The following is a 23,785-nucleotide window of genomic DNA, read 5'->3' on the forward strand; positions in this document are numbered from 1 at the left end:
GGGGCGGAAGCGGCTTTGCTGGAGTGAGCAAGGGGATAGGACGATGACCGAGACGGCCAAGGGCTATTTGAAGCGCCACACGGAGCGCCTGATCAAGGATGTGGGATATGCTGCGGCCTGTGATCTGACGGGGCGATCCAAGGCGACGCTGGGGCGCTATTTCTCGGAAAGTGATGAGCATGCGGACCGGTTCATGCCGGTGGATGCAGTGGCGGCATTGGAGGCGGAGGCCTCATTCCCGCATGTGACGGCGGCTTTGGCGGAATTAAATGGCGGCTCGCTCAGCTATGGTGCCGAGAAACGCAATGCGATGCGGGGCGACAACCATGGCAATGTGAATGCCAACGTCATTGCGTTGAGCCAGCGGTTTGCGACGCTGATGGGGGAATACCAGATCTCGATCGAGGATGGCGTGATCTCGGTGAATGAAGCGCGTCGCTTGCTGGAAGAGACGTTGGAGCTGCAGAAGGTGTTGATCGAGATGAAGCTGCGGCTGGAGGCCGATAGCCGGTCTTGAGCCACTGGTGCTCACGCGTGAGCAGCAGGGTTAGGCGGCTGAAAAGAAAAGAGAAACGCGATTTTGTTTACTCTTTCTTTACCTTTTGATCGGCCCACCATTGGCGTCAATGGGAGGGCGGGCATGGCCTGAGGGCGGCTGGAAATGTCGCTAATGTCTTAGCGACGGGGCATCGCGCGCGTAGGGTCCGGGGGGAAAGGAGCCGACGAATGCGCGAAGATTTCCTCTCTCACCTCAGCGAAACGCTTGGCCAGATCCGCGACGATGGCCTTTACAAGGTTGAACGTCCGATTGGATCGGCCCAAGCGACACGGATCGATGTGGCGGGGCGAGACGTCCTGAACCTGTGTGCGAACAATTACCTGGGGCTGGCGGATCACCCGGCCTTGGCCGAGGCCGCGAAAGAGGCGCTGGACGAAGCGGGATATGGCATGGCGTCCGTGCGCTTCATCTGCGGCACCCACAGGCTGAACCGCGCGTTGGAAACGCGCCTGGCGGCCTTTCTTGGCAAGGACGATGCAATCCTGTTCGCGGCCTGCTTCGACGCGAATGGTGGCCTGTTCGAGCCACTGCTTGGCCCTGAGGATGCGATTGTCTCGGACGCGCTGAACCATGCGTCGATCATTGACGGCATCCGCCTGTGCAAGGCGCAGCGGTATCGCTACGCGAATTCCGACATGGCCGACCTGGAGGCGCAGTTGAAGGCGGCGCGTGCCGCCGGGGCGCGCCACATCATGATCGCAACCGATGGCGTGTTTTCAATGGACGGCACCTTGGCTGATCTGCCTGCGCTGACCGCGTTGGCAGACCGCTACGGGGCGGTAGTGATGGTCGATGATTGCCATGCGACGGGCTTCATGGGGCCGGGTGGGCGCGGCACCCCGCATCATTTCGGCGTGGAGGCACAGGTCGATATCCTGACCGGCACCTTGGGCAAGGCGCTTGGCGGGGCCATCGGCGGCTATATCGCCGGGCCGCAGCCGGTGATCGACATGTTGCGCCAGCGGGCGCGGCCCTACCTGTTTTCGAATGCGTTGCCGCCGTCGGTCTGTGCTGCGTCGCTGGTGGCGCTGGATCTGGTCGAGAAAGGCGTTGATCTGCGAGCGCGCTTGTTCGAGAACGCTGCCTATTGGCGCTCGGGCCTGACCGATCTGGGGTTCGATTTGTTGCCCGGATCACATCCGATCATCCCGGTCATGTTGGGCGACGCGAAACTGGCGCAGGATATGGCGGCACGGTTGTTCGAGCTTGGGGTCTACGTTTCGGGCTTTTTCTTTCCGGTTGTGCCCAAAGGCCTCGCGCGCATCCGCACGCAGATGAACGCGGCACTCACGCGCGATGATCTGGATCGAGGGCTTGAGGCGTTCGCCGAAGCCGGTCGGACGGTAGGAGCGATAAGATGAAGGCGTTGGTCAAGGCAGAGGCCGCCGAAGGCCTGAGACTTCAGGATGTTCCGGTGCCCGAGATCGGACCGGATGAGGTTCTGATCCGCATCAACAAGACCGGCATCTGTGGCACCGACATCCACATCTGGAATTGGGATGACTGGGCCAGCCGCACGGTGCCGGTGCCGATGATTGTGGGCCACGAATTTGCGGGCGAAATCGTGGAGCTTGGCGGCGCGGTGAAGGATCTGAAGATCGGTCAACGCTGTTCGGGGGAGGGGCATCTGATCGGGCAGGACTCGCGGCAGGTAAGGGCCGGGAAATTCCACCTCGATCCCGGCACGCGGGGCGTGGGTGTGAATGCGCCGGGGGCGTTTGCCGAATTCCTGGCCCTGCCTGCCTTCAATGTCGTGAAGCTACCCGATGCGATCCCCGATGATATCGGCGCGATCCTCGACCCGCTTGGGAACGCGGTTCACACGGCGCTGAGCTTTGATCTGGTGGGAGAAGATGTGTTGATCACGGGCGCGGGGCCGATCGGGATCATGGCGGCCGCGGTGGCGCGCCATGTGGGTGCGCGGCGCGTTGTGGTGACCGACATAAACCCCGACCGCTTGGCCCTTGCGGCGCAGGTCGCAGACGTTCGCACCGTGAACGTCGCGGAAGAGGATTTGCGGGATGTGATGGCCGAGATCGGCCTGAAGGAAGGCTTCGACGTGGGCCTTGAGATGTCGGGCAATGCGCGCGCGTTCGATCAGATGGTTGAAGCGCTGGTGATGGGGGGACGGATTGCGATGTTGGGAATCCCGCCCGGCCAATCGCCGGTGGATTGGAGCCGGATCGTTTTCAAAGCGATCACAATCAAGGGCGTCTACGGGCGCGAAATTTTCGAGACCTGGTACAAGATGATCGCGATGCTTGAGAACGGGTTGGACGTGTCGCGCGTGATTACCCACCGGTTTCCCGCTGCCGCCTATCAAGATGGCTTTGCCGCGATGCTGAGCGGGTCGAGCGGAAAGGTCGTGCTTGATTGGACCGCGGTTTAGCCCGCGCGTTCCACGATCACCGAGCCCACGGAATAGCCCGCGCCGAACGAGCAGATGATGCCGGTGTCGCCGGGGGCGAGGTCGTCGGAGTATTTTGCGAAGGCGATGATGGAGCCTGCGGAGGAGGTGTTGGCGTAGTCTTGCAGGATGTTGGGTTGCTCGCCGTCTTCCGGTGTGCGGCCCAAGACCTTTTTGCCGATGTAGTCGTTCATCGTTTTGTTGGCCTGATGCAGCCAGAGGCGTTTGAGGTCGAGGGCGGTGACGCCCGTGTCGGCCATGTGGTCTGCGATATGTTTGGAGACGAGCGGCAGCACCTCTTTGAAGACCTTACGGCCGTTTTGCATGAAGAGCATGTCGCGCCGGTCGTCCATGTGGCCGTCGCGGGTGCGGCGCAGGAAGCCGTTGTTGTTGCGGATGTTGTTGGAGAATTGCGTCGCGCAGCGGGTGGATTTGATCGCGAAATGCGCGCCTTTGGCGTCGTCTGCGCGCTCGATCAGGACGGCGGTTGCGACATCACCGAAGATGAAGTGGCAATCGCGGTCGCGCCATTCGAGGTGGGCAGAACAGATTTCGGGGTTCACGACCAGCGCTTTGCGGATGGAGCCAGAGCGGATCATGTCGGCGGCGGCCTGAATGCCGAAGGTGGCCGAGGAGCAGGCGACGTTCATGTCGAACCCGAAACCGCCGGTGCCGAGCGCCTGCTGGATTTCGATGGCGATGGCGGGGTAGGCGCGTTCGTGGTTGGAGGCGGCGCATAGGACCGCGTCGACGTCGCTTGCGTCCACGCCGGCCATGTCGAGCGCCTTGCGGCAGGCATCGACGCCCATTTCGGCCATGACGCTGATCTCATCCATGGCGCGTTCGGGGAGCCAGGGGTGCATCGCGTCGGGGTCGAGGATACCATCCTTGTTCAGCACGAAGCGGCTTTCGATGCCGGAGGCGGCGTGGATGAAATCGGAGGAGGAATGGGCCATGGGTTCGGCCTCACCTGCCGCGATCTCGGCGGCGTGGTCGGCGTTCCATTTATCGGCATAGGCGTTGAAGGCCACGACAAGTTCGTCGTTGGAGATGCTGAGTTCGGGGGTGAAAACGCCCGATCCGGTAATGGCTGGTTCAAACATGGCTTTCGTCCTTTGGCGGGCCTTCACTTGCGCGCGAAAGCAATGCGCCGTCAAGGCGGCTGACGTTACGTCGTGTCGGTGGGGGCGTGGCAGACGGCCTCGATGTTGTTGCCGTCGGGGTCGCGGACGAAGGCGCCGTAGTAGTTGTCGTGGTAATGCGGGCGCAGGCCGGGCGCGCCGTTGTCCGTGCCGCCCGCATTGAGGGCGGCGGCGTGGAAGGCGTCGACGTCTGCGCGGGTTTCGGCGGTGAAGGCGAAGTGAACGGGAGGGCTCTGCGCATCACCTTCGTTGATCCAGAATTGCGGGCGGTCGCGGCCGTAGCCGCCGACCTGTTCACCGCCAGTATGCTCCGGCGGCACAGTGAAGAGGTAGGTAATGGCGAGGGGCGCGAGGGCTGCGTCATAGAAGGCGCGGGCCTGCGCGAAGTCTGAGACGGACAGGCCAGAATGGTCGATCATGTATTGTCCTTGATTTTCGTCAGTCGCTTTGCTGCGCTAAGCGGGTCATCGCTTCGATCATGTGGAGCGGCAGCCTGTCAGGTTCGCCGGAATATCCGTTTCCGGCAATGCACCAAAGGCCATCGGAACAGGCCAGCGTGTTGCTGACCTGGTAGCTTTCGACGATCGTGTGGTCATCCGTGACGAGCCAGGTGATGTGATGCCCCTCGATCGTGGTGGCATCTTTGAACGTAGCAGAGGCGCAGTGTCGGGAACGCCGCGCGATATTGCGCAGGGTCATGCGGTGACGCATGTCGTCGAATCCTGCGCGCAACTGAGATCGGTCTTCAACATGGTGCGTCGTCTCGTGTGTCTGAACGCGGTAAGGTAGAATGATGCGTGCAGCGAAGGCGTCGAACGCGCCGTTCTCGATATGTGCGTCCATCGTGTCGAGCACATCTTGGTAAATCGCCTTGGCGTCTTTCTGGGGCCTTAAGGTCGTCATTCAGCGATGTTGGTCGATCAGGATGATGTTGCCGTCAGGGTCACGTGTGACGAAGCTGGCCGGACCATCGGCCTCGCCCTGTTCCTGTTCCACTGGGTAGCCCGCCTTGGCGACGACCTCCTTGATGGCGCGCACGTCATCGAAATCGTCAAGGTTTTGCGCGTTCTGATCCCAGCCAGGATTGAAGGTCAACATGTTGCCCTCGAACATCCCGTGAAAAAGGCCGATCAGCGTGTCGCCGTTTTTCATGATGAGAAAGCCATGGTCCGGATCGCCGCCCATCGCGGAAAAGCCAAGCGTCTCATAAAAGGCGCGAGAAGCGGCGAGGTCCTTGACGGACAATGACATGGAAGACGCGCCGAGCTTCATGGCCAATACTCCTGAACACCAATAATCCGGTTACGATACGCCGATCCGCTTGTATCACAAGGGTTTCGGTTGACTTGGCCACAGGAATGGCGAGGTTGCGCTTAAGACCAACAAAGGCACGAGCACATGGCATCCCCAGCCCCGTTTTCGAAATACGAGTTCCTGATTGCCTGGCGCTACCTGCGCGCCCGCAAGACCGAGGGCGGGGTCAGTGTGATGACCTGGATCAGTTTCATCGGCATTGCGCTGGCGGTGATGGCATTGATCGCGACTTTGGCGGTGCGGTCAGGGTTTCGCTACGAATTTGTCGGCATCATCCTGGGCGCGAACCCTCATGTGGCGGTCTATGACATCGTAGAGCGCGACGCGGCGGGCAATCTGGACCGTACTATGGAGGATTTCGACGCTGTGGCAGAGGCCGTGCGTGGCGTCGACGGAGTGGAACATGCCGCCGCGGTGATCCGCGGGCAGGTTCTATCGGCCTATCAGGGACGCAATGCAGGCGTGGAGGTGATTGGCATCTCGCCCGAGGATCTGGCCACAATTCCGCTGGTTGCTGATCCGGAATGGAGCCAGGGCGCGCTGTCGGAATTCGGAGAGCCGCAGGGTGAGGCCATGGGGCCGGGCATTGCCATCGGGTCAGGCGTAGCGCGTGACCTAGGGGCGAATGTGGGGGATTCCATCCGCCTGATCTCGCCCGACGGGGCGCGGACGGCGTTTGGCACCAGTCCGCGCGTGTCGACCTTTCAGATAGCGTACATCTTCCAGGTGGGGCGTTTCGACATTGACCGAACCCGCGTCTACATCCCGTTTGACGAAGCGCAAGTCTATTTTAACCGCGATGGTGTCGCGGACGAGGTGCAAGTCACCGTCGCCGAGCCGGAGCGGATCAACCAGTACGTGCTGCCCCTGCTGCAAGCGGCCGGCGATGTGCAAATCTGGACGTGGGAGGACAGTTCTGGCGCCTATCTGAGGGCGCTGCAGATGGAGGACAACATTATGTTCATCATCCTGTCGATCCTCGTGCTGATCGCGACGATGAACATCGTGTCGGGTCTGATCATGCTGGTGAAGAACAAGAGCCGCGACATTGGCATTCTGCGCACCATCGGGCTGAGCGAGGGGGCAATCCTGCGGGTCTTCTTCATCTGCGGTTCGGCCATTGGGGTCGCAGGCACGTTGATGGGTGTGATCCTAGGCTGCGCCTTTGCGATCTGGATCGACCCGATCTTCAGCTTCGTGAACTACATTGCCGGGGGCGGGGTCTGGGACCCGTCGGTGCGGCTGATCTCTGCCCTGCCGGCGCGGTTGGAGCTGGGGGATGTTGTCACGTCGATGTCGCTGGCTTTGGGACTGAGCTTCGTTGTGACGATCTTCCCGGCCCGGCGCGCGGCGCGGATGAACCCGGTGGAGGCGCTGCGGTATGAGTGAGTTGGCGCTTAAACTGGATGGGATCGAGAAAGCGTATAACCACGGGAAGCCGAACGAGATTGCGGTCTTGCGCGGCGCTTCCGTGGACATCCCGAAGGGTGAGATCGTCGGGCTGATCGCACCTTCGGGTGCTGGAAAATCCACGCTGCTTCACATCGCGGGGCTCTTGGACGTGGCAGACAGCGGCACAGTTGAGATCGGTGGTCAGGCTGTGACCGGGGCCTCTGACCGGGCGCGCACGGCGGCGCGGCGCGAGGGGGTGGGGTTTGTCTATCAATTCCACCATCTGCTGCCGGAGTTCTCGGCGGCTGAGAATATCATCCTGCCACAGCTGGCCAATGGGGTGGCGCGCGGTGCGGCGGAGCAAAGAGCGGCGGATTTGCTGGGGCGTGTGGGTCTGGGGCCACGGGCAGCCCATCGCCCGGCGGAATTGTCTGGTGGAGAACAGCAGCGGGTTGCGTTTTGCCGGGCGTTGGCGAACCAACCTGCGCTGATGCTGGCCGATGAGCCGACAGGCAATCTGGACCCGGCGACCTCGGACACCGTATTCGATGTGTTGATGGAGCTGGTGCGGGGAACGGGTCTGTCGGCGCTGATCGCGACACACAATCATGAGCTGGCCGCGCGGATGGACCGCGTGATCCGTCTGGAAGATGGCGTGCTAGTGGCGGCCTGATTTGACCTGATCTAAAGGAGCGGCGAGCGCCGCACGCTTTTCGCCTCGTTTGTCCGCTTGCAGGGCAGGGGGGGCAGACCCCTGACGCGCCTTTTCCAGGAGAAGAGACGCTGACCCCCGAGGTATTCTCGAAACAAGGAAGGGGTTAGGTTGGCGCGCCGGGATGGGCATCGAAATGCGCGAGGATCGCGTTGAGCGTCTGGCCTCGGCGTTCGGGGTTTTCCATCAGCACTTCGTGGCGACCGCCGTCGACAAGGATGAACTCCCCGTCCGGCCAGTTTTCCATGCGCTGCTCTGCATTGGTGATGGAAACGCGCGTCTCATCAGAGCCGACGATCGTGACGACGGGCAGGTCGAGGGGCGGCATGGCCATAAGCGCCTCGGCCTCTTCCTCGGCGGCGGCGACCCAGCGGAAGGAGGGGCCACCGAGTGTCAGTTCCGGATGCGCTGCCATCTGGCGGTTCATATACGCGTATTGGTCGGGGTCTGTGGTGAGGATGTTGCCTTCGAACGGTTCTTCCTTCCACGGGCCGGTGGTGGTGGCGAAGCGGTTGTCGCGGCGCAGAAGTGCGCTGCCGCCGATCAGGATCGGGGAGATGAAGCGCAGGAGCGGGGTGAGTTGGATGCCCCACATCGGGCCAGTGAAAGCTGCTGCCGTTACAGGCAAGTCATCGTAAAGCGCGCGCAGGCCGATGCAGCCACCCATGGAATGGCCGATCAGGTACCACGGTTTGGGCAGATCCAGCGCCTCCATCGCGGCCCGGAAGGCGGTGACGTCCTGGCGATATTCGTCGAAGCTGAGGACGTGGCCCACGCCCGGTTCGTGTTGTGGGCGGTCTGCCAGGCCTTGCCCGCGCCAGTCGAAGCTGACCATGCCGTAGCCCGCATCGGCGAGGTCCTGCGCGACGCGGCCGTATTTCTCGACATACTCGGTGCGGCCGCAAAACATCAGGACGGTGCCTTTTGTCCCTGAGGGCCAGACGCCGAACCTGAGCCGCGTGCCATCTTCGGCGTGCACCCACCACGCTTCCGCACCGGAAGGTCCTTCGGCGATGTCGGCGAAGAACGGTGCGGTTTCCAGACCGGTGGGTGCAGTGCCTGTCAACATCAGCTGAGAACACCGCCCAGTTTCATGGCTGTGCCCATATCGCCATCCAGCGTCAGCTTGCCCGACATGAAGGCGGCGGTGGGGTTCAGCTCACCCGACATGATTTCCTGAAAGGTTTCGGTGTCGGCGGACATGGTGACGTCGGCGGCTTCGCCGTCTTCGGCGGCACGTGCGCCAGTGCCGTCGACGATTACGGCGCCTTCGCCTTCGATTTCGAACTTGGCGGAGCCGTCGAACGTCTCGTCACCCAGCTTATCGTTAATCGCAGCCACTGCAGCGTCGATGATTGCATTGCCCATTTTTTTGGTCCCTTGATATCCCTTGGAGGCATCACCCTCTCGCAGACTTGATCTAGCATTGTGTGCGAGGAATGCTACGTTCCGGACCATGACGTTTCCATCACGCATCATCAACTTTGCCGTTACGTCCGTCATCTGCGGGTTTCCCGTAGTTGCGCAGGCGCAATCGACGGTCGACGACTTTCTGGACCGGCTGGCGAATCCGGAGCTTCGGAATTGGGAAGTGGTCGAGCAGGAAGTCTATCAGCGTTGGCAAATCTCGGGTTCAGCCTCGGCGGACTATCTGCTGCGGCGCGGGATCGAGGCAATCGAGGCGCAGGATTATGACGCGGCGTATGACCACTTGACTGCGCTGACAGACCATGCGCCGGATTTTGCCGAAGGGTGGAACGCGCGGGCGCGGCTGTTTGTGGAGCAACAGATGTATGGGCCTGCGATTGCCGATTTGCAGCGGGTTCTGGCACTTGAGCCCCGGCATTTTGGGGCCTTGGTCTCCATGGGGTTGATGCTGGAGGATATGGGTGATTTTGACCGTGCGCGTGAGGCGTATGAGCTGGCCCATGATTTGCACCCCAACCAGCCCGATATTCTGCGCTTGCTGAACAACCTGAATGTGCAGGAAGAGGGCGAGGCGTTGTAGTCTTTCGGCTTGCGGAGGACGGCAGAGACCCTCAGATAGAGCAATGATGATGGATTTGGGCGCGGGCCGCGCCCAGATTGCGACAAACGGTGGCGCATACACATGAAACGCATAGCTGCCGTTCTGGGGCCGACCAATACCGGCAAGACCCACTACGCCATCGAACGGATGCTGGCGCACCGCACTGGTGTGATCGGCCTGCCGCTGCGCCTGCTGGCGCGAGAGGTCTATGACAAGATTGTTGCTATTCGCGGGCCATCCGTTGTGGCGTTGGTCACGGGCGAAGAGCGGATCGTGCCGGAGCGGACGCAATATTGGGTCTGCACGGTGGAGGCCATGCCCACGGGCAATGGTGCGGATTTCGTCGCGATTGACGAGATCCAACTGTGCGCGGACCCGGAGCGGGGGCATGTGTTTACGGACAGGTTGCTGCACGCGCGCGGCCTGCATGAGACGCTGTTTCTGGGGGCCGAGACGATGCGGCCCGCAATCTCAGCGCTTGTGCCAGGGGCAGAATTCATCCGTCGGGACCGTTTCTCACAGCTTGTGTATGCAGGTTCGAAAAAGGTCAGCCGGATGCCGCCTCGGTCCGCGATTGTCGGGTTTTCGGTTGAGAACTTGTATGCCATGGCCGAATTGCTGCGCCGTCAGAAGGGTGGTGCGGCGGTTGTGATGGGTGCGCTTTCGCCCCGGACGCGCAACGCGCAGGTGGAGTTGTATCAGAACGGCGATGTGGATGTGCTGGTGGCGACAGATGCCATCGGGATGGGTCTGAACCTCGATATTCGGCATGTGGCCTTCTCGGGTCTGCGCAAGTTTGACGGGCGCAAGATGCGCGACCTTTGGCCGAATGAACTGGCGCAGATTGCCGGGCGGGCGGGGCGGCATACTTCGGACGGCTCTTTTGGGGTGACGGGTGAGGCGCCTACGTTGGACGATCAGGTGGCCGAGGCCATCGTCGAGCATCGCTTCGCGCCGGTGCGCAAGCTGATGTGGCGGAATTCCGCCCTTGAGTTTGGAACGGCGGAGCGGCTGATCGCCTCGCTCGAAGAACGCACGGACGATGAATGGCTGGCACGGGCACGGGAAGCGGACGACGTTCAGGCGCTCAAAGCGTTGGTGGCCCGGCCTGAGATTGCAGCGCGCCTTGGCGATGCGCGGGCCGTACGGCTGCTTTGGGATGTTTGCAATATTCCAGATTTCCGGGGGATTTCGCACGCGGAGCATGCCGATCTTTTGGGGCGCATCTTCGAATTCCTGCATGAGACGCGCCGCGTGCCTGACGACTGGCTCGCGCGGCAGGTCAAGCGCATTGATCGGGTGCAGGGCGACATCGACACGCTGTCGAAACGTCTGGCCTATATTCGGACGTGGACATACGTCGCACAGCGCAAAGGCTGGGTTGATGATGAAAGCCATTGGCGCGGCGCGACCCGTGCCGTAGAAGACCGACTGTCAGACGCACTTCACACTGCGTTGACACAAAGATTTGTCGATCGGCGGACGAGTATGCTCCTTCGCCGGTTGAAGCAGAGGGAGAGCCTTGTGGCTGAAGTGAACGACCAGGGCGAAGTGACGGTGGAGGGCCAGGTGCTTGGCCGCATCGAGGGCTTCCGCTTTCGCATGGATGAAACCGCGACCCCGGATGAGGCGAAGACGCTGCAGCAGGCAGCGATGGCGGCACTGCGCCCCGAATTCCACCTGCGCGCGGACCGGATGTACAACGCGCCCGATACGGAATTCGACCTGACCGAGCAGGGCGGGTTGATGTGGGGCGATCAGGCGGTCGGCAAGTTGGTGAAGGGCGACGACCCGATGAAGCCGGTGGCCGAGGCGTTCGTGGATGAAGAGGCGGCGGGGGGCGAGGTGGTCCAGAAGGTGCAGCGCCGCTTGCAGCATTTCATCGACCGCCGCGTGGCCGCGCAATTCGAGCCGCTTCTGGCGATGAGCCGAGACGAGGCGATCACTGGGCTGGCGCGCGGTGTGGCGTTCCAACTGCTGGAGAATTTCGGCGTCGTCCCGCGGGGCGAGATTGCCGATGATATCAAGGCGCTGGATCAGGACGCGCGCGCGCTTCTTCGCAAACATGGCGTGCGGTTCGGGCAATACACGATCTTCCTGCCGCTTCTGCTGAAGCCTGCGCCGACTCGACTGCGTCTGGTGATGTGGGGGTTGTGGCAGGGGCTCGATTCCTTCCCCGACAGCCCGCCGCCGGGTCTGGTGACGATCCCGACGGTTGAGGGCGCGCCTGCGGGCCACGCGACGATGGCGGGGTACCGCGTATCGGGGGCACGCTCGATCCGTATTGATATGCTGGAACGGCTGGCGGACCTGCTACGTGGCGAGGATAGCCGGGGTGGGTTTGAAGCCAACCCCGATATGCTGAGCATTTCGGGCCTGACACTGGAGCAATTCGCCGATCTGATGGGCGGGTTGGGCTACAAGGCTGAGCCGGGCGAGCGAGTGAAAGTGAAGGCCGCGCCTGAGGCTGCAAAGACCGAGGAGGTCGCCACGGAAGAAGCTGCTCAGGGAGAGTCCACGCCGACCGAAGTAGCTGTTGAGCCAGCCGACACCAAAGAGGCACAAAGCGCTGAAGAGGTGTCGGTACGGCCGGATTCCGAAGCCGAAGCAGCGGAGCCGGAAATGGAGGTCTTCTACACCTTCACATGGGCCCCGCGCGGCCGTGGGGCACAGCGCCCGCGCCGTGCCGATGGCCCGCCACAGGGCAAGCGCGGCAAGCCGCAGGGCGGCAAACCCAAAAGCAAGGGTGGCAAGCGCCCGCCACGGGATGACAAGCCCAAGACCTACTCCGCCAAGCCGGAGAAGTCGGGCAAGGTTGATCCGGACAATCCGTTCGCGGTTCTGGCCGCGCTCAAGGACAAGTCCTGAGCGAAGCGGTTCAAAAGGACCGGCTGGATCGCTGGCTGTGGCAGGCGCGGTTCTTCAAGACCCGCAGCCTCGCTGCGCGCGCAGTGTCCGATGGTGCCGTGCGCGTGGATGGGGACAAGGTCTCGAAGTCATCCACGCAAGTCAGCCCCGGTCATGTGCTGACCTTCCCCCAAGGCCGCCAGATTCGTGTTGTGCGGATATTGGCTTTGGCTAAGCGGCGTGGCCCCGCGGCGGAGGCGCAGGCGCTCTATGAGGACCTGACCCCGCGGGCTGAGCCTGTGCCGCCACGGGTTGGGCCGCGCCCAACCAAGAAGGACCGGCGCGATCTGGAAGCCTTTCGAGACACAGAGTAAATCCACGTCACTTGGCAAAGTGTAAACTTTGACTTACACATCCCTGACATGTGCGTGACGCGGCCATTTCGCCGTATTGCATCCCCCAGCGCCCTGCCGTAGCAGGCATCTAGATCGACCGACCAGGACCGCCTGCCCATGACCTACATCGTCAACGACGCCTGCATTGCCTGCAAGTACACCGACTGCGTGGAAGTCTGCCCCGTGGATTGCTTCTATGAGGGCGAGAACATGTTGGTGATCCACCCTGACGAATGCATTGATTGCGGTGTGTGCGAACCCGAATGCCCCGCCGATGCCATCCGCCCGGACACTGAGCCGGATATGGAGAAGTGGGTGGAGTTCAACCGCAAGTATTCTGAGCTTTGGCCCGTTATCATCACCAAGAAAGACCCGCTGCCCACGGCGGAAGAGATGGACGGTAAAGAAGGAAAGATGGAGCTCTTCTCGGAAGCGGCGGGTGAGGGCGGCTGACCACCCGATTCGGTGCTGCAGTGCCGAAGGGTGAGCAATATTGACCCAAGAATTCCCCCTATTTTTAGGGGCTTCGGTAACGCTGCGCAGCGGAAACCTAGGAATCAGGGGTGATTCGTGCTATGTATGCGGGACGAAACGCACTGTCTGTACCACTCAGGGGTCGCTTGATCGGCCCGGAAACTCTGCAGTTCTGAACCAACGCAAACGGAAAGCTCGCGCTTGCCGGGTGCGTTTTTGACGCCTGCATCCCGCGCCGCCCAAAAGGCCGCGGCGCCACAAAAAGGAAATGAAACGCATGAGTAAAGCCCGCAAGCCCCAGCTGTTCAGCCCCAATGATTTTGTTGTCTATCCCGCGCACGGCGTGGGCAAGATCGTGTCGATCGAGGAGCAGGAAGTTGCGGGCCTTGAGCTGGAATTGTTCGTTATTTCGTTCGAGAAGGACAAGATGACGTTGCGCGTTCCGACCGCTAAGGCAACTGAAGTGGGCATGCGTCCGCTGAGCGATCCGACTGTTGTGTCCAAGGCGATGGACACGCTGAAAGGCAAGGCACGGGTGAAGCGGGCTATGTGGTCGCGCCGCGCTCAAGAATATGAGCAGAAGATCAATTCGGGCGATCTGATTTCCATCGCGGAGGTCGTGCGCGATCTGCACCGCGCCGACGATCAGCGTGAGCAGAGCTATTCCGAACGGCAGCTTTACGAAGCAGCGCTTGAGCGCCTGACCCGCGAATTGGCCGCCGTCAAAGGTATGGACGAAGCCGGCGCGCAAACCCAGGTGGTTGAGGTTCTGTCCAAGCGGGCGGCTTAACGCCCAAGCGCTGAAAAGGGCGGGCAACATCCCGCGCTCACAGCTTTGTTACCGGTTTTCCTGACCTGCCGCGGCCTCGCGGCAGGTTTTTTTCTGTGCTAACAAGGAACTCAGGGAAACGTGGAACGTATTACCAAAGGGCGCACCACGCCCATCACTGAAAGGAAGACCCCTTATGAAAAAAGTTATCGCACCCGTGCTGCTGATTGCAGCTGTTGCCGTCAGCGCGTGTCAGCCGCTTTCGCCGCAAGACCGCTCGAACCTCGGCCTGCTTGGCGGTGCCGGTGCCGGCCTGCTTCTGGCTGATGCGTTCAACGCCAACCCGCAGTGGACGATCCTGGCCACCGTCGCCGGTGCAGCCGTGGGCACGCAGGTTGCGCGCAACACGCAGACCGGTCAGTGCGCCTATTCGAACGGTGACGGCACTTACTACGTGTCGGCCTGCCGCTAATCAGGCAAGGGCTGCGGCAAGCGTCAGCAACGCGGCAATTTCGCCGATGACCTGCGCCGCGCCCAACACATCCCCCGTTTGCCCGCCGATCTTCGCGCGGGCAAGCGACCCCACCAAAATGGCAGCTATGCCGACAATCACAGCGGCCAGCAAGCCGGGCCAAAAGCCCGCATAGATCATCCCCCCTACAACAGCGATTGCGACCGCCAACCCGGCTGAGGCCAAGGGCGGACGACCTACATGGTTCGCCAATCCACCTTCGCGTGCGAACGGCATTCGGGCCATCAGCAGTGCCATGGGCGCACGGCTGAGCATGGCGGCGGCAATCAGGGCCAAGGGCGCAACTGGCAAAAGGCTGGCTAGCAAGCCCCAGCGCAGGCCGACGGCGAAGACCATGGCCAGTACACCGTAGCTTCCCACGCGGCTGTCCTTCAGGATTTCCAACCGCCGGTCGCGGTCAAAGCCGCCCCAGAAGCCATCGGCGCAATCGGCCAAGCCATCCTCGTGCAGGCCACCCGTCAGAACGACACCCAAGGCCACTGCCAGACCGGCAGCCGCCCAGACCGGAACGCCAAGGGCCATCAGACCGCATCCCAGCCCGACCTGTAGCGCTGCGATGGTCGCGCCAACCAATGGCCAGGCCCAGGCTGAGGCCGCTGCACGTTCCGCATCACCTCCCGGCAGCGGCAGGCGCGACAATAGGTGGAAGGCGCGGATCACATCGCGGGGTTGCGGAAAGAAGGCGTCGGTATCAGACATCAGTTTGACCTTTTTGCCGCCCTTGGGCGGTGTGCCCTCCGCTAAACACGATTTCGAACCTGCAACGCAAGGGATGCCCTCAGATGACCGCACTGCAAAGCCTTTCCGACATCCGTTCCCGGCTGCAAGAGGCGACCTCGCCCGATACGGCCGCACGCGAAGCTGCAGAGGCGCGGAATTCGGTTTTGACCAAGCCCCCCGAGGCCTTGGGGCGGTTGGAAGAGATCGCGATCTGGTATGCCGCGTGGCGAAGGGATGCGCGGCCCCGGATTGAGGCGCCGCAAGTGCTTGTCTTTGCAGGCAATCATGGCGTTGCCGCGCGCGGTGTGTCGGCTTTCCCGCCGGAAGTGACGGTTCAGATGGTCGCCAATTTCGAGGCAGGCGGGGCGGCAATCAACCAGCTGTCGGACCTGGCGGGCGCTAAGATGTCGGTCCATGCGATTGAGTTGGACCGTCCAACGGCAGACTTCACTCAAGGACCAGCGATGAGCGAGGCCGAGGTCATGGCCGCGTTCAATACCGGCTGGAACGCTGTAGATGCGGGGGCGGACCTGTTGGTGGTTGGCGAAATGGGGATCGGGAATACGACCTCTGCTGCGGCCATTGCCCATGCGCTTTATGGTGGCGATCCGGCGGATTGGACCGGGCGCGGGACCGGTGTGGATGAAGCGGGCGTTGCCCTGAAAGCGGATGTCGTGGCGAAGGGGCTGGCGGCTAACCCCAGCGCTGCGTCTGACCCGTTGGAAGCCCTGCGTTGCCTTGGCGGGCGCGAGGTTGCGGGCATGGTTGGCGCCATGGCGCGGGCGCGCGCGGAAGGGATACCGATGATCCTGGACGGGTTCATCTGCACAGCAGCGGCGGCAGTATTGCATCGCACGGCAGAAGGCGCGCTGGATCATGCAATTGCGGGCCATGCCTCTGCCGAGCAGGCCCATATCCGCATGTTGGAGCATCTGGGCAAGTCGCCGCTTTTGTCGCTGGACCTGCGCCTCGGAGAAGGCTCGGGCGCGGCCTTGGCCATTCAGGTGCTAAAGGGCGCGCTCGCCTGCCATTCCGGCATGGCGAGCTTTGCAGAGGCCGGTGTATCTGACGGTTAACGCCGTTTGGTGCCACCGGGCCTGCGTGCCATATCAACGCCGGACAGCGCACTGACATCGCCCGAAGCCCGCACCGTTGGATCGGCGCTTTCGTCACCCATCTCGCTAAAGACCTGAGCCATCGCGCTTTCGAGATTGTCGGTCAGCTCACGTGCGCGGGTCATGTAGGCCTTGTTTTCGGTCACCGGCACGCCGGGTTTCCAAACCTCGGCCAGTTCGCGGAGATTGTGGCGGTCATGGCGGTAGAAGGCGATTTCCGTCTCGTGAGCCTCATAATCGCTTAGGCCCATATCTTCTAGGACGTAGCGGCCCGCACGCAGGGCGCTGTCGAAAATCTCACGTACGATATGGTCGGCCCCGGCCTCATAAAGCTCATAGACATGCAGCTGATCATGGGCGCGGGCCACGACGGAGATGTCGGGATTGTGCCGCTTCGCATAGCGCACAAGGCTGACGGCGGAGGCCTTGCCGTCGACCGCGACAACGAGAACCTTTGCCGTGTTGATCCCGGCGGCCTTGAGCAATTCGGGGCGGGTCGGGTCGCCAAAGAAACTCTTTAACCCAAAGCGCCGCATCAGGCGGATGGTCTCAAGGTTTGAATCGAGGACAACGGCCTTGAAGCCTGCGGCCCGGACCATACGGTTGACGACCTGGCCAAAACGCCCAATGCCCGCGATGATAATGGGCGCCTCATCATCAATTTCATCATGGCCGGGCGCATCTTCGCCGCCTTCGTTCAAGCGCGCACTGATTTTCTCGTACAGGATGAAGCTGAGCGGCGTGAACAGCATCGAGAGCGCCACGATCAGCAGCAGGATCTCCGCGATGCGGTCCGGAAAGACGGCCTGCTGAACCCCGAAAGCAACAAGAACGAAGCCGAATTCACCGGCCTGCGCAAGGCTGAGCGTGAACAGCCACCGATCCCGCCCGTGCAGGCGGCTGACCCGCGCGATGGCGTAAAGGATTAGGCCCTTCAGCGCCATGACCGCAATCGTGAGGCCAAGGATCAGGAAGGGCATGCTGAAGAACGTGCCGAAGTTGATGCCCGCGCCCACGGTTATGAAGAACAGCCCAAGGAGCAGGCCCTTGAACGGTTCGATGTCTGCCTCAAGCTCATGCTTGAACTCGGAATTCGCGAGCACGACGCCTGCCAGAAACGCACCGAGGGCGGGGGAGAGGCCGACCAGCAGCATAAGAACGGCAATACCCACAACGATAACGAGGGCGGCGACCGTGAACAGTTCGCGCAGACGGGTGGCGTGGATGATGCGAAAGATCAGGGGCGACAGGTAGCGGCCCGCAAGGATCACGCCCACGACGGCGGCAAGCGTGACAAGGGTCACACCCCAGGCGGGCAGACCTTCGACCAGTGACATGGAATGGTGATCATCCTCCGCCAGACGCGCGATAGAGCCGTCTTCATTGAAGCGCACCGCTGAGGCCGTAGCGAGGAGCGGCAGAAAAGCCAGTGCGGGGATCACGGCGATGTCCTGTGTGAGCAAAACAGAGAAGGCCCCACGGCCACCCGGCGTGCGCATGAGGTCTTTTTCGGTAAGTGTTGTCAGCACAATCGCGGTTGAGCTGAGCGCGAGTGTGATCCCGATGGCAAAGGCCAAAGGTGTTGCGAGGTTCAGAAGCGCCGCACCTCCGGCGAGCACCAGAATGGACAAGGCGATCTGGCTTCCACCCAAACCAAGCAAGCGTTTGCGCATTTCCCATAGGGCGCGAGGGTCAAGCTCAAGCCCAATTAGGAACAGCATCAGGACAACGCCAAATTCTGCGTAGTGTTGGAGGTGCTCGGTCTCCGATCCGCCAACTAGGCCAAGCACGGGCCCGATGGCGATGCCCGCCAGTAAGTAGCCAAGGACCGATCCAAGGCCGAAGCGTACGGAGATCGGCACCGCAATCAGCATTGCACCAAGGTAAATCGTCGCCTGAAGGAGGGTTTCTTCCATTACGCACCCTGTTTTGACGTGTTGGTCACCAGCCTAGCGGCTCAGGTGCTGTGCGGCGAGGACCGATTGCGCAGGTTTAGAGATGCTTCGGTTTCGGCAAGTTTCGGCGTTCTGCCCTTGTGTGCAGCGTGCGATTGTGAGGAAAAGAGAGCGCGCGACCATGGGGTGAGACAATGAAACGATCCGAGATCAACGAGATTATGGCCGAGGCTGATGCGTTCATGCGGTCCTTCGGCTTTGTCATGCCGCCATTTGCGTATTGGACACCCGGCGAGTTTGTCGACCGGAAAGACAGCGCGCGCGCGGTGATCGACGGGCGCATGGGCTGGGACATCACCGATTACGGACAGGGGAAATTCGACGAATTGGGCCTGTTCCTGTTCACCCTGCGCAACGGACGGCTGAGCGATCTGCAGAAGGGCGGCGGCATGTGTTATGCCGAGAAGCTGTTGATCTCAAAGACGGATCAGATCAGCCCGATGCACCGGCACTACCTGAAGGCTGAAGACATCATCAACCGTGGCGGGGCAACTTTGGCGATTGAGCTGTTCGGCTCGGCTGAGGATGGGTCATGTGACCCGAATGCGGGCGGCGTCGTGATGTGTGACGGGATTGAACGGACCTTTGCACCCGGCGAAGTGCTGCGGTTCGCGCCGGGTGAATCCGTGACGCTGATGCCTGGGGATTGGCACGCCTTCTGGGGCGAAGGTGGGGATGTTCTGATTGGCGAGGTCTCGACCGTTAATGATGATGAGACGGACAATTGGTTCCGTGAGCCATTGGGACGTTTTGCGGAGATCGAGGAAGATGTCGATCCGACGCACCTGCTGGTGTCGGACTATGGGAAATGGCTCGCCTAAAGCGCGCGCCAGCCGATGTCTTTCCGATAGAAGCCTTCGGGCCAGTCGATCTGCTCGGCCATCGCGTAGGCCTGATCGCGCGCCTCTTGCAGGCTTGCGCCTCGCGCCGTGACGTTCAGAACCCGTCCGCCCGTGGCAGTGATCGCACCTTTCTGCGCAGTTGTGCCAGCGTGGAAGACCATTTGCGATGAGGTCTCTGGCGAAGCCTCCAGCCCCTTTATCACGCTGCCCTTTTCGTAACTGCCCGGATAACCCTCCGCGGCCATGACGACCGTCAACGCGTGATCGTCGGCCCAGTTCACCTGCGCTTGGGAAAGCCTGCCTTCCGCACAGGCCAACATCAAATCGAGGGCCTGCCCCCCAAGTCGCATCATCAGCACTTGGCATTCGGGGTCGCCGAAACGCACATTGTATTCGACAAGACGCGGCTGGCCGTCTTTGATCATCAGACCTGCATAAAGAACGCCTGCATAAGGCGTCCCGCGCTTGGCCATCTCAGCCACGGTGGGGCGAATGATCTCAGCCAGTGCCTTTTCCTGCAGCGCTTCGGTCAGCACAGGGGCAGGGGAATATGCGCCCATGCCGCCTGTATTGGGGCCTTCGTCACCGTCATAAGCGCGCTTGTGGTCTTGGGCAGTGCCGATGGGCAGAACGTTTTCGCCATCGGAGAGGATGAAAAAAGAGGCCTCTTCACCGTCCATGAATTCTTCAATCACTACCTCCGCGCCTGCCGCGCCAAAGGTTCCGCCGAACATGTCGTCGATGGCGGACAGAGCCTCTGCCTCGTCCATAGCAACGACCACGCCTTTGCCAGCCGCCAGACCGTCAGCCTTCACGACAATGGGCGCCCCTTGCTGGTGGATATAGTCCTTTGCAGGGGCGGCTTCGCTGAAGCGGGCCCAAGCGGCTGTCGGTGCGCCGGAGGCATCGCAAATCTGCTTGGTGAAGGTTTTGGAGGCCTCAAGTTCAGCAGCCGCTTTGGATGGCCCAAATGTCAGGAATCCGGCATCCGTCAACATATCCACAACGCCCGCCGCCAATGGCGCCTCGGGCCCGACGATGATGAAATCAATGGATTCCTCGGCGCAGAACTCGCACACGGCGGCTGGGTTGTTCACATCTAGGCTTGCACAATCCGCGATTTGCGCAATTCCGGCGTTTCCCGGTGCCACGATCAGGCGGTCGCATTTCGGGTTCTGCAACACGGCCCAGGCCAAGGCATGTTCGCGGCCACCAGAGCCAAGGATCAGGATGTTCATGGTGTCTGGCCCCTTCTTGGCGCGGGTCTTTCAAGTGCAGGATTCTTGAGCCGAGGGTTTAGGCGGGGCGAGCCTGACACGCAAGGAACCGGGTAAATGGTGCGGTTTGGCGGGGCGGATGCATTGTCATGAAACCGTCATAAAGCACATTTATCTTGCAGGCATGAAAAGTGAAACCATAGGAGGCTCCGATGACCTCTCGTAAAGATCAGCTATGGGAGCTGATTTCAAACCACCCAATGCCCGCCGATGCGACGGGCCGATCCTTTGCCGAACAGCTGATGGCTGAACACCGGATCAAGCGCGAAACGGCGGGGACCGCGATCGAGGAATATCGAAAATTCCTCTACCTCTGTGCCACGCGAGACGACCGCAACGTGCCGTCGAAGGCCGTTGATCTGGTCTGGCATCAGCATATGCAGCACAGCCGGGACTATTGGGACGGCTTGTGTGCCAAGATTGGCAAGCCCATCCACCATAGCCCCGGTGGGGAAGGCACCGCACACCTGGAGGATTACAAGGCAACGGTCGAGGCTTATCGCCTGAAGTTCGGCACCCCGCCGCGCGGTATCTGGCGACAGCAAACGCGCGCTGGCAGCATCGGCGCACTGCTCTTCACCAGCCTCTTTCTGGCGTATGGGCTGAATATGCTCTCAAGCGGAGATGCTCCACCACTCTTCGCGTTGGCGTTCACTGCGATCCCGCTTCTTGCCATTGCCAAAATCCTCTACGGCATGACGCCGGGCGGCGAGTACTCGCTAACTTTCGAAGCCGGTGACCCATTCGCCGACAACGACGCAGGCGATTGCGGGTCTGGCGATGGTGGCGGCTGTGGCGACTGACGCACCTGCATTCGTCGTGGACGCGCAAGGCTGCCTATCGCTATCATCAACCCAGGCATAACGAGCAGAAAAGGGACGCAGACCATGCGGAACCCGGAGCTTTGGGCGCGGCTGAGCGCCTTTGAATTCGACAAGGGGCCGGGAAGCGCGCCTTATTCCGTCAAACTGGCACGCGCCGAAGGGTGGAGCGCGCACTTCACCGCCCGCGTGATCGAGGAATATCGCCGGTTCCTTTACCTGACCCAAGTCAGCGACCGGCAGGTGACACCTAGCCAGATTGTGGACGCGGCCTGGCATATGCACCTGACCTTCACACGCGATTACTGGGAAGACCTTTGCCCCAATGTCATCGGCAAGCCAGTGCATCACCAACCCTGCGCTGGCGAAGAAGTGATGCCGCGCTACCGCGACCAATTCGCCGCGACCAAAGCGCTCTATGAGGCTGAGTTCGGAGAAGAGCCACCCGCCGATATCTGGGCGCGCAACCATGTGCGCACGGCGCGTGGTTTCGCTGTGGAAGAAAGCGGATCGATCACGAGTTCACCGGCCTTCATCGCGTTTTGGCCCTTCGCCATTTCGCTGGTCCTGACGATTGTAGACTACAGCCACTTGATCGCCTTGATCGCGCTTGGAACGGGGATCATCTTCTTCATGGTGCTTCTCAACCCCCGACGCCGCCGCAAGCAGCGCACGCGCACTGAGCGAGACGGTGACCTGTGGATTGAGGACGATTACGACAGTTCGGATCCCAGTGACCGACGGGATGGCGGCTCCTCAAGCAGCGGAAGTGGGCGCAGTTCCAGCAGCAAACACAGCCGCGATGACAACGATAAATCGAGCAGCGGCGGCTTTTGGGCTATGTTCGGTGGTGATGGCGACAGCGATGGTGGCGGTGGCGGTGGCTGTGGTGGCTGCGGGGGTGGCGATTGAATGGATGACCTGATCGACGACGACGCACCGGGCGGCAACGCGCCGGAATTCACGGTGTCCGAGATTTCAGGGGCGGTGAAGCGCACCGTTGAAGGGGCCTTTTCGCATGTGCGGGTGCGGGGTGAGGTCGGACGGTTATCACGGCCCCGGTCTGGGCATATCTACCTTGACCTGAAAGATGACCGCTCCGTTCTGGCGAGTGTCGTCTGGAAGGGCGTTTCGGCGCGGCTTGCCCACCAACCGGAAGAAGGGATGGAAGTGATCGCCTCGGGTCGCCTCACAACCTTTCCCGGCCAATCGAAATACCAATTGGTGATCGACGATATTCGCCCGGCGGGTGCTGGTGCTTTGATGGCGATGCTGGAGAAGCGCAAACAGGCGCTCGCCGCCGAGGGGCTGTTTGACGAGGCACGCAAGAAGCCGTTGCCGTTTCTGCCGGAAGTGATCGGCGTTGTGACCTCTCCCTCAGGTGCCGTGATACGCGACATCCTGCACCGACTGCGCGATCGCTTCCCCCGCAAGGTTCTGATCTGGCCTGTGGCCGTTCAGGGTGAACGTTGCGCTCCAGAAGTGGCGCGGGCGATCCGTGGCTTCAATGCAATGACGCCCGGAGGAGCCTTGCCCCGGCCCGACCTGCTGATCGTGGCACGCGGTGGCGGCTCGCTCGAGGATCTGTGGGGCTTCAATGAAGAGGCGGTCGTGCGAGCCGCGGCGGAGTCCGTCATTCCTTTGATCTCGGCGGTTGGCCACGAAACCGATACGACGCTGATCGACTTTGCGTCTGATTACCGCGCGCCGACGCCCACGGGAGCGGCGGAAAAGGCGGTGCCGGTGCGCATGGATATGCTCAACTGGCTGCGGCAGCAGGAAGGTATCCTGACCCGCGCCATGACAGGCGGGCTGGCAGCGCGCACGCAGAGGGTGCGGGATGTGGGCCGTGCGCTTCCACGCCCCGATGCGCTGTTGGAAGCGCCGAGGCAGCGGCTTGACCTTGCAGCGCTGCGCCTTGCCCCGGCCCTCAAAGGACGCACGCAGGAAGCCCGCGCGCGGCTGGACCGTTTGGCCGCACGGCTGGACCCGGCACTGGAGCGGGCGGTCGCCTCAAAACGGTTGGAGCTTGGGCGCAGCGCAGGTCGGCTCAGCCCGGCCCGGCTGGAGGCGCTGGTGCGCGAAGGGCGGCGTACGCTGGCGCGCTGGCAGCTTGATCCGCAACGCCTGGCTGCGAGGACGTTGAGGATGGAGGAAGGGTTGCGCACGACCTCCGCCCGCTTCGCGCAGGTCGCTGAAGTGTCAGTCGCACGGCGCAGGGAAAAGATGGAAAGCCTTGAACGGCTGCGCACGACCTTGGGCTATAAGCAGACGCTCGCGCGCGGATATGCCGTGATCCGGTCGGGCGAGGCGGTGTTAACCCAAAAGGCTGAGGCTGAAGCGCACCCGGCGCTTGAGATTGAGTTCTCGGACGGTCGCTTGGGCGTGACGCCAACTGGGGCCGCCCCCAAAGCTGCGCCTCGGAAAACGCCTAAGAAGCCTGAGCCCGGGGGCGGGCAGGGCAGCCTTTTTTAGGCAGCCCC

The 23,785-nt window shown here is 61.9% G+C and carries 25 protein-coding genes; 16 read left to right on the top strand and 9 right to left on the bottom strand.

The features are described 5' to 3' along the window. The first annotated feature begins 43 nt into the window (after positions 1-43). The 3 genes from V8J81_RS02605 (at position 44) to tdh (ending at position 2,948) form a co-directional block, all read left to right on the top strand. Entirely contained in the window at positions 44-517 is a 474-nt protein-coding gene (locus V8J81_RS02605; RefSeq protein WP_368474196.1) for a hypothetical protein, read from the top strand. Positions 518-726: 209 nt separating this feature from the next. Then, positions 727-1,920, top strand: coding sequence for a glycine C-acetyltransferase (locus V8J81_RS02610; protein ID WP_368474197.1), 1,194 nt, complete (start codon positions 727-729; stop codon positions 1,918-1,920). Then, the gene (gene tdh, locus V8J81_RS02615) at positions 1,917-2,948 is read left to right on the top strand and encodes an L-threonine 3-dehydrogenase (RefSeq protein ID WP_368474198.1); all 1,032 of its coding nucleotides are present in this window, start codon (positions 1,917-1,919) and stop codon (positions 2,946-2,948) included. Before V8J81_RS02610 ends, tdh begins: the two co-directional genes overlap by 4 nt. On the opposite strand, the gene V8J81_RS02620 is transcribed toward tdh, so the two are convergent. The 4 genes from V8J81_RS02620 to V8J81_RS02635 all read right to left on the bottom strand — a co-directional run bounded on the left by V8J81_RS02620 (position 2,945) and on the right by V8J81_RS02635 (position 5,380). Continuing rightward, entirely contained in the window at positions 2,945-4,069 is a 1,125-nt protein-coding gene (locus V8J81_RS02620; RefSeq protein ID WP_368474199.1) for a beta-ketoacyl-ACP synthase III, read from the bottom strand. The genes tdh and V8J81_RS02620 overlap by 4 nt on opposite strands. A 65-nt stretch (positions 4,070-4,134) precedes the next feature. Further along, positions 4,135-4,527: a VOC family protein gene (locus V8J81_RS02625; protein ID WP_368474200.1), complete on the bottom strand. Its 393-nt coding sequence runs from the start codon at positions 4,525-4,527 to the stop codon at positions 4,135-4,137. Between the two features lie 19 nt (positions 4,528-4,546). Beyond that, the gene (locus tag V8J81_RS02630) at positions 4,547-5,011 is read right to left on the bottom strand and encodes a hypothetical protein (protein WP_368474201.1); all 465 of its coding nucleotides are present in this window, start codon (positions 5,009-5,011) and stop codon (positions 4,547-4,549) included. Further along, the gene (locus V8J81_RS02635) at positions 5,012-5,380 is read right to left on the bottom strand and encodes a VOC family protein (protein WP_368474202.1); all 369 of its coding nucleotides are present in this window, start codon (positions 5,378-5,380) and stop codon (positions 5,012-5,014) included. It abuts the gene before it with no gap. A gap of 126 nt (positions 5,381-5,506) precedes the next feature. Between V8J81_RS02635 and V8J81_RS02640 the strand changes: the two genes are divergently transcribed. Together V8J81_RS02640 and V8J81_RS02645 are read left to right on the top strand one after the other, a co-directional pair. Beyond that, positions 5,507-6,811, top strand: coding sequence for a lipoprotein-releasing ABC transporter permease subunit (locus tag V8J81_RS02640; protein ID WP_368474203.1), 1,305 nt, complete (start codon positions 5,507-5,509; stop codon positions 6,809-6,811). Next, on the top strand, positions 6,804-7,487 hold the full coding sequence (locus tag V8J81_RS02645) for an ABC transporter ATP-binding protein (RefSeq protein ID WP_368474204.1): 684 nt from the start codon (positions 6,804-6,806) through the stop codon (positions 7,485-7,487). The genes V8J81_RS02640 and V8J81_RS02645 overlap by 8 nt, the downstream gene beginning before the upstream one ends. A 145-nt stretch (positions 7,488-7,632) precedes the next feature. On the opposite strand, the gene V8J81_RS02650 is transcribed toward V8J81_RS02645, so the two are convergent. Together V8J81_RS02650 and V8J81_RS02655 are read right to left on the bottom strand one after the other, a co-directional pair. Beyond that, positions 7,633-8,595: an alpha/beta fold hydrolase gene (locus V8J81_RS02650; protein WP_368474205.1), complete on the bottom strand. Its 963-nt coding sequence runs from the start codon at positions 8,593-8,595 to the stop codon at positions 7,633-7,635. Further along, complete coding sequence (locus V8J81_RS02655; RefSeq protein WP_368474206.1) at positions 8,595-8,894, bottom strand: SCP2 sterol-binding domain-containing protein; 300 nt, start codon at positions 8,892-8,894, stop codon at positions 8,595-8,597. Before V8J81_RS02655 ends, V8J81_RS02650 begins: the two co-directional genes overlap by 1 nt. 88 nt (positions 8,895-8,982) lie before the next feature. On the opposite strand from V8J81_RS02655, the gene V8J81_RS02660 reads away from it, so the two are divergent. The 6 genes from V8J81_RS02660 (at position 8,983) to V8J81_RS02685 (ending at position 14,512) form a co-directional block, all read left to right on the top strand. Continuing rightward, entirely contained in the window at positions 8,983-9,534 is a 552-nt protein-coding gene (locus tag V8J81_RS02660; RefSeq protein WP_368474207.1) for a tetratricopeptide repeat protein, read from the top strand. A gap of 102 nt (positions 9,535-9,636) precedes the next feature. Then, the gene (locus tag V8J81_RS02665; protein ID WP_368474208.1) at positions 9,637-12,423 is read left to right on the top strand and encodes a helicase-related protein; all 2,787 of its coding nucleotides are present in this window, start codon (positions 9,637-9,639) and stop codon (positions 12,421-12,423) included. After that, on the top strand, positions 12,420-12,776 hold the full coding sequence (locus V8J81_RS02670; protein WP_368477584.1) for an RNA-binding S4 domain-containing protein: 357 nt from the start codon (positions 12,420-12,422) through the stop codon (positions 12,774-12,776). The genes V8J81_RS02665 and V8J81_RS02670 overlap by 4 nt, the downstream gene beginning before the upstream one ends. A gap of 138 nt (positions 12,777-12,914) precedes the next feature. After that, positions 12,915-13,250 carry a ferredoxin FdxA gene (fdxA, locus tag V8J81_RS02675; protein ID WP_368474209.1) on the top strand — a complete coding sequence of 112 codons (336 nt, stop codon included), beginning with the start codon at positions 12,915-12,917 and terminating at the stop codon, positions 13,248-13,250. Between the two features lie 298 nt (positions 13,251-13,548). Next, a complete protein-coding gene (locus V8J81_RS02680; protein WP_368474210.1) occupies positions 13,549-14,061 on the top strand; it encodes a CarD family transcriptional regulator in 513 nt (170 codons plus the stop codon). A 175-nt stretch (positions 14,062-14,236) separates the two neighbouring features. Continuing rightward, complete coding sequence (locus V8J81_RS02685; RefSeq protein WP_368474211.1) at positions 14,237-14,512, top strand: glycine zipper 2TM domain-containing protein; 276 nt, start codon at positions 14,237-14,239, stop codon at positions 14,510-14,512. On the opposite strand, the gene cobS is transcribed toward V8J81_RS02685, so the two are convergent. After that, positions 14,513-15,271 (bottom strand): adenosylcobinamide-GDP ribazoletransferase, encoded by a 759-nt coding sequence (gene cobS, locus V8J81_RS02690; protein WP_368474212.1) that lies wholly within the window; start codon positions 15,269-15,271, stop codon positions 14,513-14,515. It lies immediately after the preceding gene. Between the two features lie 83 nt (positions 15,272-15,354). On the opposite strand from cobS, the gene cobT reads away from it, so the two are divergent. Next, on the top strand, positions 15,355-16,368 hold the full coding sequence (gene cobT / locus V8J81_RS02695) for a nicotinate-nucleotide--dimethylbenzimidazole phosphoribosyltransferase (protein ID WP_368474213.1): 1,014 nt from the start codon (positions 15,355-15,357) through the stop codon (positions 16,366-16,368). Here cobT and V8J81_RS02700 read toward each other — a convergent pair. Continuing rightward, entirely contained in the window at positions 16,365-18,323 is a 1,959-nt protein-coding gene (locus V8J81_RS02700) for a monovalent cation:proton antiporter-2 (CPA2) family protein (protein ID WP_368474214.1), read from the bottom strand. The two genes, cobT and V8J81_RS02700, sit on opposite strands and share 4 nt — an antisense overlap. 173 nt (positions 18,324-18,496) lie before the next feature. On the opposite strand from V8J81_RS02700, the gene V8J81_RS02705 reads away from it, so the two are divergent. Continuing rightward, complete coding sequence (locus V8J81_RS02705; protein ID WP_368474215.1) at positions 18,497-19,183, top strand: D-lyxose/D-mannose family sugar isomerase; 687 nt, start codon at positions 18,497-18,499, stop codon at positions 19,181-19,183. Here the strand turns inward: V8J81_RS02705 and purD are convergent. Further along, entirely contained in the window at positions 19,180-20,442 is a 1,263-nt protein-coding gene (purD, locus tag V8J81_RS02710) for a phosphoribosylamine--glycine ligase (RefSeq protein WP_368474216.1), read from the bottom strand. The genes V8J81_RS02705 and purD overlap by 4 nt on opposite strands. A gap of 191 nt (positions 20,443-20,633) precedes the next feature. On the opposite strand from purD, the gene V8J81_RS02715 reads away from it, so the two are divergent. The 3 genes from V8J81_RS02715 to xseA all read left to right on the top strand — a co-directional run bounded on the left by V8J81_RS02715 (position 20,634) and on the right by xseA (position 23,777). Then, positions 20,634-21,284 (top strand): glycine-rich domain-containing protein, encoded by a 651-nt coding sequence (locus V8J81_RS02715; protein ID WP_368474217.1) that lies wholly within the window; start codon positions 20,634-20,636, stop codon positions 21,282-21,284. An 84-nt stretch (positions 21,285-21,368) separates the two neighbouring features. Then, complete coding sequence (locus V8J81_RS02720; RefSeq protein WP_368474218.1) at positions 21,369-22,214, top strand: glycine-rich domain-containing protein; 846 nt, start codon at positions 21,369-21,371, stop codon at positions 22,212-22,214. Beyond that, positions 22,215-23,777 (top strand): exodeoxyribonuclease VII large subunit, encoded by a 1,563-nt coding sequence (gene xseA / locus V8J81_RS02725; protein WP_368474219.1) that lies wholly within the window; start codon positions 22,215-22,217, stop codon positions 23,775-23,777. Positions 23,778-23,785: the final 8 nt, after the last annotated feature.

This window comes from Gymnodinialimonas sp. 202GB13-11 (assembly GCF_040932485.1).
Lineage (GTDB): Bacteria > Pseudomonadota > Alphaproteobacteria > Rhodobacterales > Rhodobacteraceae > Gymnodinialimonas > Gymnodinialimonas hymeniacidonis.